The organism is Streptomyces sp. NPDC058092 (assembly GCF_042884935.1).
Classification (GTDB): domain Bacteria; phylum Actinomycetota; class Actinomycetes; order Streptomycetales; family Streptomycetaceae; genus Streptomyces.
In genome coordinates, this window is record NZ_JBHVSY010000004.1 from 196,051 (window position 1) to 210,790 (window position 14,740).

Genomic DNA, 14,740 nt, shown 5'->3' on the forward strand with positions numbered 1-14,740 from the left:
CCGGTAGTACGTTCGACCTGTTTCCACCTGCGGAACGGGTCGAACGGGCGGCCCGCCCGTCCAAGCTTGCCTGACCTGCGGTTTCAGGGCGCGTCGAGGATCGTGCGAGTGACGACGGCGAAGCGGCGTTCATGATTCTTGACGCTCGGATGACGCTCCATCGAGGAGACTGACGCAGGGCCGCATTGGGCTGGCGACAAGGGAAACCGGGCGCCCAGCGGATGGCCGTCGTCCGCAGTGCCATCCGGTGCGCACTTCGTGATCTGTCACCGTCTGCTGACATACGCTTGCTGCGGTGACCGGTCCGGTGGCGGCAGGTCGAGGGTGGTCGCGGCTTGGGCAAGGGGCCTCTGTCCGACCGGGCCGGGTGGAGGCAGCCCCTGTGACGTTTGAGGCTGGGGGATCGCTTGGTTGGAGAGGGGGCGGATGGAGTTCCCCGCCGGGCGCTCCGCGAGGATCCCGGCCGCGCGTGAGGTACGGGGTTGCGGTGGGTTCAAGCGCGGATGGCAAACAGCTCCTGACGCCCGGTGAGATTTTGGCAGGGGTCCGCGGAATTCATACGGAGAGTTACGGTGCGTAACCTTTTACCTCTGCACTGCTCGATGGCGAGCCTGCGTGTGGTGGACCACATCGTCGACGGGCTCCGTGCTGTTGGACCGGAACAGGGGACCGTGGCGCGCGAACTGTTCTGGCTCGGGGCTTGCGCGGGCGAGGTGTTCGTCCGGCGGGCCGGCGCCGAGTGGGTGGACTTGACTCCGGTCCAAGTCTTCGATCGGAATGCGAAAAAAATGTGGATCGAGCGAATCGCTGAGGCCGTGAACTGGGAGCCGCTTCGGCTCGAGATTCCGTGGAGCAGCGTTGAGGAAGATCTCGGTACGGCACTGCCCGAGGATTACAAGAAGCTTGCCGAGGCGTTCGGCAAGGGAGAATTCTCGGAATTCTTGGATGTTTTCACCGTCGATAGCACGAGGCAGTTCGACCTGGCCAGAATCTGGAAGAAGTATCTCGACGGCGCCCCGGAGGGCGGGCCCGATCCGCTCCTCAAGCCCTATCAGATGTACCGGCCCGGTCGGCGGGGGCTCATTCCTTGGGCGTTCGGTGAGATGGAGTGCAACTACTTCTGGCTGGCGTCCGCGGAGGAAGATCCGGCGAGCTGGCCCATCGTCACGCAAGGCGATCCGTACCCCTGGCAACAAGTGAGCATGTGCACCTCCGAGTTCGTCTACCGAGTATTGACGGATCCGGAGTTCGAGCCGTTCTCGATCGCGAGGCTGTTTCCGGAGCCTGACTTCTACCCGATGGATTGAGTCGCGCAGCACTCTTGCGTTCGACGTGAGTTTTCCGTGACGGCGCCCAGGCCCCGTGGGGGCCGTCATGTGCGTCTCGGTATAATATCTGGCTGAATATGTAGAATGTCCGTCTTCTCGTGTCCCGGACTCGTGCTCCTGTACAACCAGCTCCCTTTGTATGTACGGGGATTCGGGAGCGGAACATGGCGGCCCATCGCGGGCGCCGATGGCGCAGGCCGCCGTGGTGTCTGTTGTCGTGGCGTTGAGCGGGTGCTCCGGAGACGGGGGAGTGCAGGAGCCTGCTGGGTCGCGACGCTCGTTTGACGCTCCTGACGGCCGACGACCTGCCTGCATAGCGGCGTAACCCCATCTGGCCTGGATGTTGTCGCCTGCGCGACCGCGGCCTCCTGAAGGTCAGCCGCGATGGCGGTGACGTGCAAGCGGATGTCACCGAGGCCGGCCGGTTCTACCTTCGGCGTGGTCACCATCCCGACGACCCGGCGTTTGCAGACGGAGTCGTCCAGGCGCTGTCCGCCGGGCCTCCGGGGTCGACGGGCAGCGGCGGGCGTTCCCCAGGCTACGGACCGAAAGCGCAGTCCGACGCCTTGCAGCGAGTGGCCCGTTGCCCGTGCCCAGCGGGCGAAGGCATGGCAGTTGGTCGACCCCTTTGTGAAGGCCCACAAGCCAACTCGCGGAGCCAGCGGCCGAAGACGGGCATCTCGGCGGTGCCTGTTCCCGCACGACTGAGTTCTCCTCATCGAGCTGTCGCTGCGATCAGGGACCATGAGGGGCAGCTGGTGATTCCGCCTGCGCTCCGCCGTAAATCACTCCTGATACTGCTGGCCCTGGCTGTCGAGGCGATCCGGCGAGGGTGCGAGGTGAGGGAAGGGCGGTTGTACTACTCGCGGCGCGAAGGCGGAGAGGACGTGCTCCGCTGGTCACACCGGCGCCGCCGACACCAGCATCGGGCCGCCGACTGCCACCGCCGCTGGAACAACGTCATGGCAGTGGCCATCGCATGACAGGAACCTCACGAGTCACGAACTACAGCTGCCGTGTCTGTGCGATCGCCGTCACGCTTCGGCCTGTCCGGCTGCCGTGGAGGATCGTGATTCGGGGGGCGGGTCCTCCCAGGTCGTAACTGGTCCCGCTCAGGAGACCTTTACTGAGGCGGGCAGCGTGCTGGGCACGACGGGCTCGTTCTGGCAATCGAGTGTGCTGGCCATGACGCGGGCCGAATGGAGGAGGAGCGTGAGGTGGTCTCGAACGGTCACACCGTCGGTGAGCGTGTCGGTCAGCTCGCCCGTCAGAGGGACTTCGCGCTCCTGTCCTGCCGGGGTATCCGGTACCTTGCACTGCACGTAGACCTGGTATCTGGCTTCCCTGTATTCATCGGCCCCGTAAACGAGCTTCACGTCCGAATTGACCTGCGTCAGACGAGGCTCCGAAAGGATTCCGTTCTTGGTCCCTTTGTCGAACGCAGTATCGAAAGGGAAGGGGGAGGGTTTGTACGTGAGGCCGATTTGCATCCCCGTGGAGATGTCGGTCCGGATCATGCACATATTCGACGCGACGTACCGGGTTGGCTTACTCTCGGGAGTCCACTTCCGGACTTGATCATGGTGGCGAGATCGGGCATCAGCCAGAGAGGCCGGGCTCCTGAAACGCAACTCTTCGGATCCTTCGACCCCACGGCCTATCTGTTTCAGCCCGGACGTGCCGAACAGTTCCTGGCATGCCTTGCGCTGTGCGGCAGCCACATCCGCATCTGTTTCATTCGTCGTTTCCGAGCAGGCGCTCACTCCGAGAGTCAAGGAACACATCAGGAGGATGTGGACAGGTGTAAGTGTCCGCATACGTCACCACCCCCGGGCGTCGTCGGTGTCGCTGAGCCGTCCGCCCCTGTTGTACGAGTCCTCGGCCGTCCCCATCAGTTTGCGGACCTCACCGCTCTCCATGTTGTGTGCCTCCACGTAGTTGAGGAGGGGCCCCATCGCGTTCTGCCGCCCTTCAGCCTTGGCCTTGTCGATTCCCTGGGCTGCTTCGTCGTGGTTCTCGAACTCATGGTCCTTGAGCCACTGCATGGTTTCGTTGCCGAACTGTGTGTTGGCAGCGCCGCCAATGGTCTCGATGGCCAGAGGAACAGCAACCACGGCTATTGGTCCAGCGGGAACTATCGCCGCCGTCGTGACACCCACCGCAACGCCGATCGTGGCCTCGGCAGCGAAGTCGCGCCATGCGCCCTGTTGTTCCAGCTTCAGGTTACGTTCGGTCTTGTCGTCCGCGAATTCTTTGCCTATGGCCTCGATACGGGATTCGTCCAGCATGCCGTGCATCTTGACGCTGTGCAGGCCGGCCGCGACGGCGGAGTCGCTGTCGTCGCCTTGAGCCGTCATGAGGCTCGACCCATAGACCTGTTGGGCCACGGAGAGGGTCGCGTGCGAATCCTCGTCGGCTCCCAGGGCCCGCATGAACTGCATGCTGCCCGTCTCGCCGAAACCACGGAGACGATGGGTGTCCTTCCCGAACAAGCCGTCTCGATCCACGAGATCGCCACTACCGCCCATGTTGTCCATGGAGTAGTTCAGGCTGTCGATATGGCCTGCCGCCATGTTGGTCAGGCTGTCGCGGATTCCGTCCTGCTTCTCGATCGCGTCGGCGGTCTTGTAATGGTCGACGACCTTCTCCATGAGCTCGGTTCGCTCGTCGCGCGCCGCGTTCTGCGCCTCGGAGCCCAGCTCTGGAATCGAGGGCGGCGAGGCATCGTACGCGTACCCGAGTGTTGCCGACTTCAGGGCGTGCCCGAGGTTCGTGTAGCCGGTCGTCTTGCCGTCGTCGTCGAGCGGCCAGGTGCGGGCGTCCTCGCTGTCCTTGTCGACCAGATAGTCCCAGTTGCTGACGGTGTCCAGGCCGTCCTTCTCGCCCTTGCCGGACGAGCCGTTGAAGAAGTCCAGGGAAGCCTTTGGGGTTGTGCCCAAGCGCCTCCATGAACCCGGCGACCGGGTCGTTGTCCGGCTTGTTGGTGTTCGGGGGGAGTCGAGCTGAGCCGTGTGGCCCGGGTTGCCCCAGAGCCAGTCCGGGCCGGCCCGCTTGTTGCTGCGTTCGAACGCGATCAGACTGTCGCCGTAGTCGTTGAGGAAGGCCCCGTCCCACTTCCCCTTGGTCATCAGACTGCTCATGACCTGATATCCGTACGGGGCACCCATGATCCCCGGATGCTTGATCCGGTCATCGCCCGCGGCGGTGATCCCGTCCTTCCACTCCTGCATGGCAGGCGAGTCGACACGTGACGCGGTGGCCAGCGTCAGGCCGAGATTGTCCTGCACCGTGGACAGGATCTTCGCGCGGTCGCCGGTCGGGGCGTCACCGTGGCCGGGATCGGCAAGGCTGCGCCAGAACTGGAGCGTGCCCTCCGGCCCCAGCTTCGTCGCGAAGCGTTCGGCGAAAGCCGGATTGTCCCGTTGGTACTTGGCGACCTCGTTGAAGTGCTTCAGCTGCGCGTCGGTCATCCCGTCGGCCTTGGCCGCGAGCTTCAGCATCGCATCCGCGTCCTCGATGCCCTGCTTGCGGTCCGCGTCCTCCAGGCCCTTGTAGCCGGCCTCGCTGAAGTTGTACTTCCCCGCCGCGTGCTTACGCAGGGCACGTGCGGCGATCCTGTCGATCTCGTCCGCCGCCGAGAGGATCCGGCCCACCTCGGCGGCAGCCGTGTCGACCTCGTCCTGGGTCGCCGGCTCGATCTTTGCTGTGCCGGCCGCCGCTCCGGATGGCACGGAGCTGACCGTCCCACCGTCCTCGTTGATGTGCACATTGCGCCTTGCCCACCGATCGATCGTGGTCTGAAGGTCTTCCTTGTGCTTCTTGAGATCGTCATGGGAGTCCTGCAGAATCTTGTGTACGCTGCGCGCCTCGGTCACCACATCGGTGAACTCCGCCGCGGTCTTGGTGACGAACTGCCGCGTGACACTGGCGTTCTGCCCTTCCCATTCGGCGGTCTCCGCCTGCATCCTGAGCTCCGAGGCGTTCACGCCACCGGTGCCCGCGGAGCCTTCGCCGGTGGCCAGGGACTGGAGCTTGGAGACCATCTGCCCCCAGTCGGCCACCGCCGAATGCAGCTTCCCCAGGCGCAGGTTGAGCAGTTCCGAGACCTTCAGCATGCTGCTTCCCCGTCTACTTCCAGTAATCCTGTATGCGTGACTCCAGTCATGGGCGTTCCCTCTGCATTCCGCATCTTGGTCGCGATCTGCACTTCGTCCTCGCCGTGCTGTGCTCGCGAGTAGTCGAGATGGTTGGAGATGTGGGCGCAGGCTTCCTTGAGCGTCCCGACCTTGGTGCTCCACGCGTCGTGGAGCTCGGTGAGGGCGGAGCCCATGTCCAGACCGTCGTTGAAGAGCTCGATGGAGGCGTCGAAGGTGTTCTGACGCGCATGATCCGCGTCAACGCGCAGACCCTCCCGCAGCGTTTAGGCGAGGTTGCCGAGCTTTCCCAGCTGGTCGTTGTGGACAACCAGATCCTTCTGGCTGCCCCCGCCACCGCCGCCTGAGGCAGCCGCCTGATTCAGTTGCATTTGCGACGCGCTACGTTTCGCCGCACCCTCGGCCTTCACCTGGTCCCACTCGTCCCATGCCATGCGACAGCCAGCTCCCCCGTGCGCGATCAGAAAGTCCGTGCGCACGCCAACGTATCAAGGAGCCCCTTCCGGCCTGACGGTATGGACCGGGAGGTCGGCGGCCCAGTGGGCGGGGTTGCCGAAGACGGGGGCGGTGGTTCTGCGCGGACATGAAGGAGACCGTGCCGCCCAGCAGCTGGCCCTCGGTGGTGCCGTCGCCCGCGACGGCCAGCAGCACACGGGCGTATCCGTAGAGTCAGGCAGCCGACGGCTGACGCCGTCGGCTGCCTTGGGCCGGTTCCAGAGGCTGGTGCTGACGGGTGATCTACTCGGTGTGCAGCACGGAGGCGTTGGTCATCCGGGCCGCCGGCCGGGCCGGGACCAGGGCGCCGAGGACTGCGATCGCCACACCCGCCAGGAGCATCGCGGTCAGCTGCGGCGCGTGCCACACGTCCTTCATATACGCGGGGAAGTCGGACCACCCCGACGTTGTCCACGACGAGGCGGTGCGCCACGATCCCGAGCGGGATGCCGAGCAGCCCGCCGAACGCGCCCGGCCCGGCGACCGAGGTCACCGTCATCACCACCACCTGCCGGGGGGTCATCCCGATCGACTTGAGCATGCCCAGGTCCCGGCGCCGCTCACGGGTGTTCAGGAGAACGGTGTTGAAGACACCGAGCGACGCGACGAGCGTCAGCAGCACCGTGAACACCGTCGAGAAAGGTGATGACGGTGGCGGTGCCGGCGTTGCCGGAGTCCATCACCGACGCATGCAGGCCCGAGTTGAGCGCCGCGACCGCCTCGGCGTAGGCGCGCGCGTCGGCGCCGGGGGCGAGCCGCACCATGTATTCGGTGGCGTGGGCGTCCGGTGCGAGTTGGGCGAAACTCTCCCAAGCGGCCTCCAGGGCCCGGGCGTTGCCCTCCATGAGCTGACCCACGACGGTCGCGGTGATCTTCCTGCCGTTCAGCTCCAGCGTGACCCGGTCACCGAGCTACTCCCACACCGCGGTCTGACGAAGTCGTGCTCCGCGGCCAGCCGCTCCGTGATCCGCACGATCGTGTGCTTCTGTTTCGGCGGCGCGTCCAGGTCCTCGCGCAGCATCGCGTCGATGAAGCCCTTCACCGGCTCCAGCACACTCGGCCGCGGCGGCGGCGACTTCCGCCTCGGCGGCAACGGCGACGTGATCGCCTGCCGCACTGTCCGCCGCGACACCTTGAACCGGGCGGCCAGCTCCCGCCCCGACAGCCCCTGCTCACGATGGGCCCGGCGGATCCTCTCGAACAGCACCTCAGGCGACCTGTGCACCAGCGGTCTCCCTGACCTGGACCGTGATCAACAAGCACAGCGTGACGGCCAAACGGCCCACCACCCCCGATTACTCCGAAATGTCACCCACCATCACACAAGCTGGCTTCCAAACCCACCGAAAATCCGCCGGTGCCGAATCCCGGCGGAAACGTGGCCCCTATACACCCCGATGAAATCACCCAGTGATCACACAGGCTGTCAGTGCCAGGGCCGTGTGCTCTGCGTGGGCAGTGCGCGCAGTGTGGGCCATCGTTCCAACAGGCGTACGGCCAGAGCCCCCGGGATCACCCTGGACGTGCGGGAGGCCGCCCAGGACCGCATCGAAGCCGATCTCCTGGACGATCGGCTCGACCTCGGCATCGCCTTCGCGGGCACCCACCTGCCGGGCATCGAGGCCACGGCGCTGTTCACCGAGGCCCTCAGCCTCGTCGTCGGCCCCCACCACTCCGGCACCGGCCATCCCGGCACCGGCCATCCCGGCACCGACCATCCCGGCCCCATGACCATCCACGATCTGCACAATCACCAACTTGCCCTGCTCAGCGGTGACGTCGCGACCAGGCGGCAGATCGACGAACACCTCGGCAAGTACCAGGGAAGCCCGCGGATCGCGGTGGAGGCCAACTCGATCAACGCACTCATCGAGATCGTCCAGCGCACCGCGCTGGCCACCGTCGTGACGGCCGCACCGCGTACGCCACGGGCGGCTTCACCCGCGACGGCTACTGGGGCGGCATCACGGTCGTGGACCTGTCCTTCGGCACCAACCGGCACCAACCGGCGCCTGACGGCCGGCGAACGCTCACTGGGCATGGCGCTGGCCATCCTCATCGACGCCACCGTTGTGCGCGGTGTACTGCTGCCGGCCGCGCTGTCCCTGCTCGGCGAGCGGGCCTGGAGCCGCAGGACCGGCGTGATCGGACGCACCTCATCGAGCAGGAAGCCTTCAGGGGCGGATGGGTCCTGATGCCCGCCTCCTAGGGTCCGCCCGGTGCCCGGGCGGGGCAGCCGGCAGGCTCGTGGGCATCCATGAGGGCCAGGCCGGTGCCCCGCCCCGAGAGCGGTGACGGGCTGTAGCCGGCGTCTCCGAGACGGCGGCTACGACCTGCGAGCGGTGTGCGCGGGGTGTCAGCCGACCTTGTTGGCGGGGCCGACCTCCAGCTTGGGACCGCTGTCGGAACCGTCGGTGGCGGGGAGCGAGCCCGCGGGCCACTGCACGGTCGCCTGATGCGTGTCGTTCGGGGGTGTGACGACGATCTGGGTGGGCCGGACGCCGGAGCCGCCCGAGTTGTTGACCGGGAACTGGATGTTGAAGGCGGCGGACTCGCCGGGCTTGAGGGTGGCCGGGTACGGCTTCTCGCTGTTGCGCGGAACCGACATGCTTCCGGCATTGGTCTTCAGATCGACGCCGGGGAAGCCGCTGACGCGACAGTTCTGCCCGCCCTTGTTGAAGAGCTGGACCGTGACGGTGCCGGTGTTCTTGCTGTCCGCGCCTGCGCTGTTGTCGGCGGCGGTGACGCGGAGGGTGGAGGTGGTGCAGATGGGTGTCTTGGAGCTGTTGCTGCCGCCCGTGCTGGAGCTGTCGTTGTTGCCTGTGCTGCCACCGGTGCTGGTGCCTGTGCTGCCGCCGGTTCCGGAGCTGTCGCTGCCTTTGCCGGTGGCGCCGTTGCCGTTGTCGCTCTGGTCGGCGGACGTACTCGCTACGGGAGTTGACGCGCCCGCCGCGGCGTCATCGCCGTTGCAGGCAGTGAGAGCGAGTGCGGAGACGAGCGTGATGCCGGCGAGAAGGCTCTTGGTGAGGTGCGTGTACTTCATGGGTCCCCCGGTGCGCGGTGTTCTTCGGTCGTCCGGCGTGGCCGCCGGGTGCTGTCCTGAACTGTGGGGGACGGCTGGGGCGTTGATCAAGTCGGCACGCCTGATTCGGGACTCTGGAACGATTCCATCCCCCTGGCCTGGGGAAACAAGTGGTCCTTGGAACGCCTGGATGGGAGGCCGGGATGGTGGACGCGGGGGTGCGTGGGGACGTGGTACGCCGGCCCGATTCCGGCAGGCCGGCGTACCACGTCACGTCACGCGGGCGATCCGGTCAGTAGTCGTAGTAGTCGTTTTCGATCACTCGGAAGCTGCCCCCTACTCCGTTGCTGACGAACACGCCCCCTTCGACGCGGTTCGGGAACACACCTTGGGTGGCGCCGCGGGGGCCGACGGTGGCGACGGGTGCGCCGTTGTCGCAGGTCGCCCCGCTGAAGACCTCGACCGTTCGCCGGCTCTCGTTGAAGATGTTGAAGCTGGTGGAGCCCAGGCCGCTGGCCACGCTGACGCAGCCGCCGGGGGAGGCGGAGTACGTGCGCTCGTTGAAGTGAATCCTGCCCTCGTCGTAGTCCCGGCCTCCGTGGCCCCGGCCTCCGTAACCGCGGTCCTGGTCGCCTCCGCGCTCGTCGCCGCCCCTGCCTTCGTCGCCGCCTCGGCCCTGATTGCCGCGGCCCTCGTTGTCGCCGCCTCGGCCCTGATTGCCGCGGCCCTCGTCGTCGCCGCCTCGGCCTTCGTTGTTGTTGCGGCCTTCGTTGTCACTCCGGCCTTCGTTGCTCTTTCCGGCGTCGCCTCTGTCCTTGGGGGCCGCAGCGGGGGCTGGGGCTGGGGCGGCGGCGGCCTGCCGGACGACCGGGGCGGCCTGGGGCGGCTCGGTCGTGGCGGCCGAGGTGAAGGTGCTGCCGGTGGCGGTCAGGGCCGCGGCGGCGGCGATGGCGGCAGTGAGGACGGTGGAACGTGTGGTCATGTCGTTTCTCCTGTCTCGGAGTGAGGTCGGCTGAGCAGCGGACCCGTGATTGAACGTACGTAGGGACTCCATGGCTGTCATATCGGGGCATACCGAAATGCCGGTGCCGGGGCATCGGCTGGGACGGCAGTCACTCGTATGCCATTCGGGTGCAACCTGACGTGCTGTCAATAGCGTCGTGTGTCGGTGAATTGATGCGCCGTTCGCCCGTTTGGGTGTTATTCGGAGATTTATTCACCCTGGAAGTGGCGTGTCGTTCATTGACTCAAATCCGGGCAGGCGTTGCCGGGCTCGGTGGCGCCTGAATTCCGCCATGCCCGAGCCTTTGATGCCGCCGAGGGTGCGGGTGCGGCGTCCGACGCCAGGACGGGTGACGGCGCGGGTGCGGCGTCCGCCGGGAGCAAGCGCGCTTCGGCTCCGTCCGCGCCCGTCTCCGGCTCGCGCTGTCACACCCCGGAGCTGACCGCGGGCTTCGGCGCAGACGGCGGCGGCATCCCGGACATGAAGGCCAACCAGACCGTGGCCGCAGTCCGGCTCGAGAACGTCGGCAGCGGAACGTGCACCCTCAAGGGCTTTCCCGGCGTCGACATCCAGGACAACATGAAGGCCGGACACGTCGTGTCGCTGCCGCGCTCCTCGAAGGCCGCTGCCGAGGTCACCCTGAAGCCGGGAGCGTACACCGGCTTCCTCATCACCCTGCTGCCCGCCGACGCCACCACGTCCAAGTCGCAGCGCATCGAACCGGGCATGCTCATCGTCACGCCGCCCAACGAGAAGGAGCACATCCAGCTCAAGTGGCCCTTCGGCGGCGAGATCCTCAACCAGGAAGGCGCCACGCACCCGGGCACCTTCGTCGACCCCATCGGCGCCGGCTGACTCCGACGGCCCGGTGACCGCACCCTATTCGGCTCGGCCCCGGTGACCGTGGGCAGCCCCGTGCCGAAGCCGTTGGCGGAGCCCGTTCCGGAGTTGACTGCGGTCCCGCGGACGTCAGGGGCGCCATCCTGAGCCCGCCCCGGGCCCTCACCTGCGGCCGCCAGGAGACCTCCGGTGCACCCGGCAGTACGTCCTCGGAGACCGGATGGTCACCGGAGCAGCACGGCGAGAAGGAGGGCGAACTCGACGCGGCAACTACTCCCCGCCGCCGGAAACACTGACCGACACCGATCCGGGGTGCCGGACTTCCCCCTCGATTCGCGCGGTATTCATCCGGCGCGCCAATACTCCGAGCGGCGACGAAAGGAAGAACCGTGCCCGACACCGGCGTCTCTGTTCAGCCCGGCCCTTCTTCCGTGGCAGCCTCCGCGGGCACCGGCCCCGCCGCGCGTCGGTGCACCGCGGCCCCGCGCCGACTGCTGATGGGTGCACCCAGCCACTTCGGCGTCGGGCGTTCTCGCAGGCCGGCAGGGTGTGTTGCCGCAGTCCGCCCACCGAATGGAGAACGGCAACCCAAGCTCTCGACAACCAAGGCAGCGGTCACCGGCAACCACGTGACCAGCACTTCGCCGCACGAAATCGTCGGCACCTACGGCCGCGACCGCCGCCCCTTCCTCGGGGAGAGCCGGTGAACCCCTGGGCGGTCGAGCCGGTCTGCACACCGGCTTGCGCGAAGAACGCGAGGAACGCGAAGAACGCGGCATCCGGCGTGCCGTTGCCCGAGGCGGTCCGCCGCTACGCATCCGTCGCCGGCACCGTCATCCACAGCGCGGCGGCGGGCAAGCGGTTGGCCGGCCCCGAAACCTTGCGCGCCGAGGCCGGGGCCGTCCTCACCGCCCTCGGGATACGACTGGACCTGGAGCAGGACATCGGCCTGGGACAGGAGCAGCGGCAGGGGCAAGGGCAGGAGTCGCTGACCGTACCCGGGCCGACCGGGACCCTGGTCGTGGCCAACCACATCTCCTGGCTCGACGTGGTCGTCCTGCTCGCGATCGAGCCCGTGACACTGCTCGCCAAGCGCGAGGTCGGCGCCTGGCCCGTCATAGGGACGCTGGCCCGGCGCATCGGCACCCGCTTCATCGATCGCGAGGGCCTGCGCGAGCTGCCGTCCACCGTTGCCGAACTGGCGCGGACGCTGCGTTCCGGGCAGTCCGTGATGGTGTTCCCGCAGGGAACCACCTGGTGTTCCGTACCCGGCGGCACGTTCCGGCGCGCCACGTTTCAGGCGGCCGTCGACGCGGGCGCCCCGGTACGGCCGGTGACGATCGACTACTTCCAGCAGGGCGTCCCCAGCACGGTCGCGGGCTTCCTCGGCGACGAGGGGTTCGCCACGTCCCTGCGCCGGGTCGTCGGCGCCCGGGAGCTGTCCGTACGGGTCACCACGCACCGTCCGCTGACCGGCGGCGACCGTCGCTCACTGGCGGCCGAGGCCCAGCGGGCCGTGTCGGGATCCAGGGCGCCCGCCCACGCCTGACTCGCTCCCGACCCGGCCGGTCGAGCTGCTGCGGCGTCGCTGGACCCGCCCTGGCCGTGGCTGACCTCTTCCTGGTGGCTGGTCTTCACGCCCTGCCGCACGCGTGGTCCCTGTTGATCGCCGCCCGCCTTCCGCCCGGCGGAAGCCCGAGCCGCAGATAGAAGCCCTCGGGGCCGTCCTCGCCCGGGTGCCAGGTGGCGGTGAGCCGGGTGCCGCCGCGGCGGCGGATTTCAGCGGCCACGGACTCGACCGCGAAGCGGCCGTAGCCGCGGCCCTGCTCATCCGCCGCGATATCGAGACGCCTGAGGCCCGAGCGGATGTCGGCTGAGGCGGCTGTTCCCCATGGTGATGGTTGTACAGTCCCGCAATACAGCAAGTGTGTCTGTGTGGGCGTTGGGTGCCCGGCGATGGTCTTCGATGCCTGTACCGCAGAGGGGACGAGGGGAAGTTCCGTGCGATCGAGCGGAGCTACGCGTCCGGTCGGGCCGGCATCGCCGTCCGCTACGGCGTCGACAGCGTCTGAGCGGCTGTTCTCCGCAGGTATGTAGGGTTCGTCCACCGCAAGGTGCGGGGACGAATTACGGGGCGAGCGAGCGGCCGCAGGGCCGGGCGCGGAGGGTCAGCGTGAGCAAGGAACGCAGGAAGCCGCGAGGCGGGGCGGGGCACAGGGCCGGCGAGAAGCCAGGGGGGCGACTCACGAGACGGGGCAAGATGTTCGTCCGCGGCGGGGCCGTGCTGGGCGTGCTGCTTCTGGTGGGGGGCGGCGTCGGCGCCTGGATCTATCAGAGCCTCGACGGGAACATCCACTCCGCCGACATCGACGACAAGCTCGGCGGCGACCGGCCGGCCAACATGAGCCCCGGTTCCAAGAACATCCTGGTGGTGGGCTCGGACTCGCGCGACGGCGACAACGGGAAATACGGCAAGGGTCTGACCACGATGCAGTCGGACACCCTGATGGTCATGCACGTGGCAGCCAACCGGAAATGGGCCACCGTCGTATCGCTTCCGCGCGATTCGTGGGTGGGAATACCGGCCTGCGACCGGGGCGACGGCACCCGGTCCACCCCGCATCACTTCAAGATCAATGAAGCCTTTGCCGTCGGCGGAACGAGTGGTGAGGTCGCAGGGGCCGCGGCCTGCACCATCCGGACCGTCGAACAGAACACCGGCCTGCGCATCGATCACTTCATGTCGATCGACTTCCAGGGATTCAAGGGCATGGTGAATGCCCTGGACGGCATAGAAGTCTGTCCCGAGACGGCGATCCACGACAAGAAGGCCCATCTCGATTTGGAGGCGGGGTGCCAGACGGTCAGGGACGAGAAGGCCCTCGGCTATGTCAGGACCCGCTACAGCGTGGGAGACGGCTCCGACCTCGGCAGAATAGGGCGTCAGCAGGAATTCATGGAGGCCCTGGCGGCCAAGGCGCAGAAGAAACTCACCAGTCCGGCCTCCTTGTACGGCTTCCTCGATTCGGCGACCAGTTCACTGACCACGGACAAGGAACTGGCAGGGCTCAAGCCGCTCTCCGGGCTCGCCTCCGAACTCAAGGGAATCCCGAGTGACCGACTGACCTTCCTGACCGTGCCGAATTACGCGCGTCAGGCGGATGTGCCCACCGACAAGGCCAATGTGGTGTGGCAATACCCGCAGGCGGCGGACCTCTTCGCTTCGTTGGCCGCGGACAAGGAAGTTGACAAGGAGTCACTGGAGGCCCGCAGCAAGAACCCCGTGTACGCCGCCACAATCCGTGTGCGTGTACTCAACGGGACGGGAAAGCAGGGGCAGGCTTCAAAGGTCGCGGAAGCACTGCGCATGGCGGGATACACCATCGTCGGCACGGGCAACGCCCCCAGCGGCACAGCAGCGACGGCGGTCACATTTCCGCAGGGACTCGATCAGCAGGCGAAGGCACTGGCCTCCCGGGTGCCGGGAGCGCGGGCGACCCAGGACTCCGCAGCCGCTCCTGGCTCGGTGACGTTGACCGTCGGCGACACATTCGACGGCATGCGCTGAACCTGACGGATGGCGGCGGCGCGCAGGCCGCGCCATGCCAGGTCCGGACCGGAGGCCGTGATCCGGTCCCACAGCGGGCGGGCCTGGAATCCGGACCGCCGGCCGGGCGACGCCGCCGGAGGAACCGGGCCTGCCGAACAGGCCGAACCCCGCGAGGAGCTGTGTCCTGCGCCGCCCCGCCCCGACTGCCGCCCGGGGAGCTCGGACACAGCTCCGGTTCGTCACGAGAGGGGCCGGTACGGGCCGTTCCTCTCATGAGAACGTCGTCCGAAGCACAGCCGGGCGCTGTCGGAACCCCGCATTCTTTGGGCAGGCTTCAGAGACGATGCA

The 14,740-nt window shown here is 67.3% G+C and carries 11 protein-coding genes and 4 pseudogenes; 5 read left to right on the plus strand and 10 right to left on the minus strand.

The window, feature by feature from the left end; translation table 11 throughout:
• Positions 1-620 precede the first annotated feature (620 nt).
• Positions 621-1,307: a hypothetical protein gene (locus ACFVV1_RS09200; RefSeq protein ID WP_389986822.1), complete on the plus strand. Its 687-nt coding sequence runs from the start codon at positions 621-623 to the stop codon at positions 1,305-1,307.
• 1,133 nt (positions 1,308-2,440) lie between these two features.
• On the opposite strand, the gene ACFVV1_RS09205 is transcribed toward ACFVV1_RS09200, so the two are convergent.
• From ACFVV1_RS09205 to ACFVV1_RS09235, 7 genes and pseudogenes are all read right to left on the minus strand, one after another.
• Positions 2,441-2,845, minus strand: a complete 405-nt coding sequence (locus ACFVV1_RS09205; RefSeq protein WP_389986825.1) for a hypothetical protein — start codon at positions 2,843-2,845, stop codon at positions 2,441-2,443.
• A gap of 303 nt (positions 2,846-3,148) precedes the next feature.
• Positions 3,149-5,443, minus strand: coding sequence for a hypothetical protein (locus ACFVV1_RS09210; protein ID WP_389986828.1), 2,295 nt, complete (start codon positions 5,441-5,443; stop codon positions 3,149-3,151).
• A gap of 13 nt (positions 5,444-5,456) precedes the next feature.
• Positions 5,457-5,916, minus strand: a pseudogene (locus tag ACFVV1_RS09215) (hypothetical protein).
• A gap of 304 nt (positions 5,917-6,220) precedes the next feature.
• Positions 6,221-6,355, minus strand: a complete 135-nt coding sequence (locus ACFVV1_RS09220; RefSeq protein ID WP_389987341.1) for a hypothetical protein — start codon at positions 6,353-6,355, stop codon at positions 6,221-6,223.
• A gap of 97 nt (positions 6,356-6,452) precedes the next feature.
• Positions 6,453-6,608 (minus strand): annotated as a pseudogene (locus ACFVV1_RS09225) (FtsX-like permease family protein); the annotation flags it as partial.
• Positions 6,538-6,834: a hypothetical protein gene (locus tag ACFVV1_RS09230; RefSeq protein WP_389986831.1), complete on the minus strand. Its 297-nt coding sequence runs from the start codon at positions 6,832-6,834 to the stop codon at positions 6,538-6,540. The pseudogene ACFVV1_RS09225 and the gene ACFVV1_RS09230, both read right to left, overlap by 71 nt.
• Before the next feature lie 26 nt (positions 6,835-6,860).
• A complete protein-coding gene (locus tag ACFVV1_RS09235) occupies positions 6,861-7,202 on the minus strand; it encodes an HTH domain-containing protein (RefSeq protein ID WP_389986834.1) in 342 nt (113 codons plus the stop codon).
• 172 nt (positions 7,203-7,374) lie between these two features.
• Between ACFVV1_RS09235 and ACFVV1_RS09240 the strand changes: the two are divergent.
• Positions 7,375-7,824, plus strand: a pseudogene (locus tag ACFVV1_RS09240) (LysR substrate-binding domain-containing protein); the annotation flags it as partial.
• Positions 7,825-8,333: 509 nt separating this feature from the next.
• On the opposite strand, the gene ACFVV1_RS09245 reads toward ACFVV1_RS09240, so the two are convergent.
• Both ACFVV1_RS09245 and ACFVV1_RS09250 read right to left on the minus strand, forming a co-directional pair.
• Positions 8,334-9,020 (minus strand): DUF4232 domain-containing protein, encoded by a 687-nt coding sequence (locus ACFVV1_RS09245; RefSeq protein ID WP_389986837.1) that lies wholly within the window; start codon positions 9,018-9,020, stop codon positions 8,334-8,336.
• Between the two features lie 271 nt (positions 9,021-9,291).
• Positions 9,292-9,981, minus strand: a complete 690-nt coding sequence (locus ACFVV1_RS09250; RefSeq protein ID WP_389986840.1) for a hypothetical protein — start codon at positions 9,979-9,981, stop codon at positions 9,292-9,294.
• A gap of 294 nt (positions 9,982-10,275) precedes the next feature.
• Here ACFVV1_RS09250 and ACFVV1_RS09255 point away from each other — a divergent pair, with 294 nt between their 5' ends.
• Complete coding sequence (locus ACFVV1_RS09255) at positions 10,276-10,857, plus strand: DUF4232 domain-containing protein (protein ID WP_389986843.1); 582 nt, start codon at positions 10,276-10,278, stop codon at positions 10,855-10,857.
• Between the two features lie 688 nt (positions 10,858-11,545).
• The gene (locus ACFVV1_RS09260) at positions 11,546-12,391 is read left to right on the plus strand and encodes a lysophospholipid acyltransferase family protein (protein WP_389986846.1); all 846 of its coding nucleotides are present in this window, start codon (positions 11,546-11,548) and stop codon (positions 12,389-12,391) included.
• Between the two features lie 85 nt (positions 12,392-12,476).
• Here the strand turns inward: ACFVV1_RS09260 and ACFVV1_RS09265 are convergent.
• Positions 12,477-12,713, minus strand: a pseudogene (locus ACFVV1_RS09265) (GNAT family N-acetyltransferase); the annotation flags it as partial.
• Positions 12,714-13,102: 389 nt separating this feature from the next.
• On the opposite strand from ACFVV1_RS09265, the gene ACFVV1_RS09270 reads away from it, so the two are divergent.
• Positions 13,103-14,410, plus strand: a complete 1,308-nt coding sequence (locus tag ACFVV1_RS09270; protein WP_389986849.1) for an LCP family protein — start codon at positions 13,103-13,105, stop codon at positions 14,408-14,410.
• The last annotated feature ends 330 nt before the right edge of the window (positions 14,411-14,740 follow it).

What these genes read in the sequence shown, in the direction of transcription:
- ACFVV1_RS09205 (WP_389986825.1), bottom strand. Translation starts at nt 2,845, where the DNA reads ATGATCCGGACCGACATCTCCACGGGGATGCAAATCGGCCTCACGTAC.
- ACFVV1_RS09210 (WP_389986828.1), bottom strand. Translation starts at nt 5,443, where the DNA reads ATGCTGAAGGTCTCGGAACTGCTCAACCTGCGCCTGGGGAAGCTGCAT.
- ACFVV1_RS09220 (WP_389987341.1), bottom strand. Translation starts at nt 6,355, where the DNA reads ATGAAGGACGTGTGGCACGCGCCGCAGCTGACCGCGATGCTCCTGGCG.
- ACFVV1_RS09245 (WP_389986837.1), bottom strand. Translation starts at nt 9,020, where the DNA reads ATGAAGTACACGCACCTCACCAAGAGCCTTCTCGCCGGCATCACGCTC.
- ACFVV1_RS09250 (WP_389986840.1), bottom strand. Translation starts at nt 9,981, where the DNA reads ATGACCACACGTTCCACCGTCCTCACTGCCGCCATCGCCGCCGCCGCG.
- ACFVV1_RS09270 (WP_389986849.1), top strand. Translation starts at nt 13,103, where the DNA reads ATGTTCGTCCGCGGCGGGGCCGTGCTGGGCGTGCTGCTTCTGGTGGGG.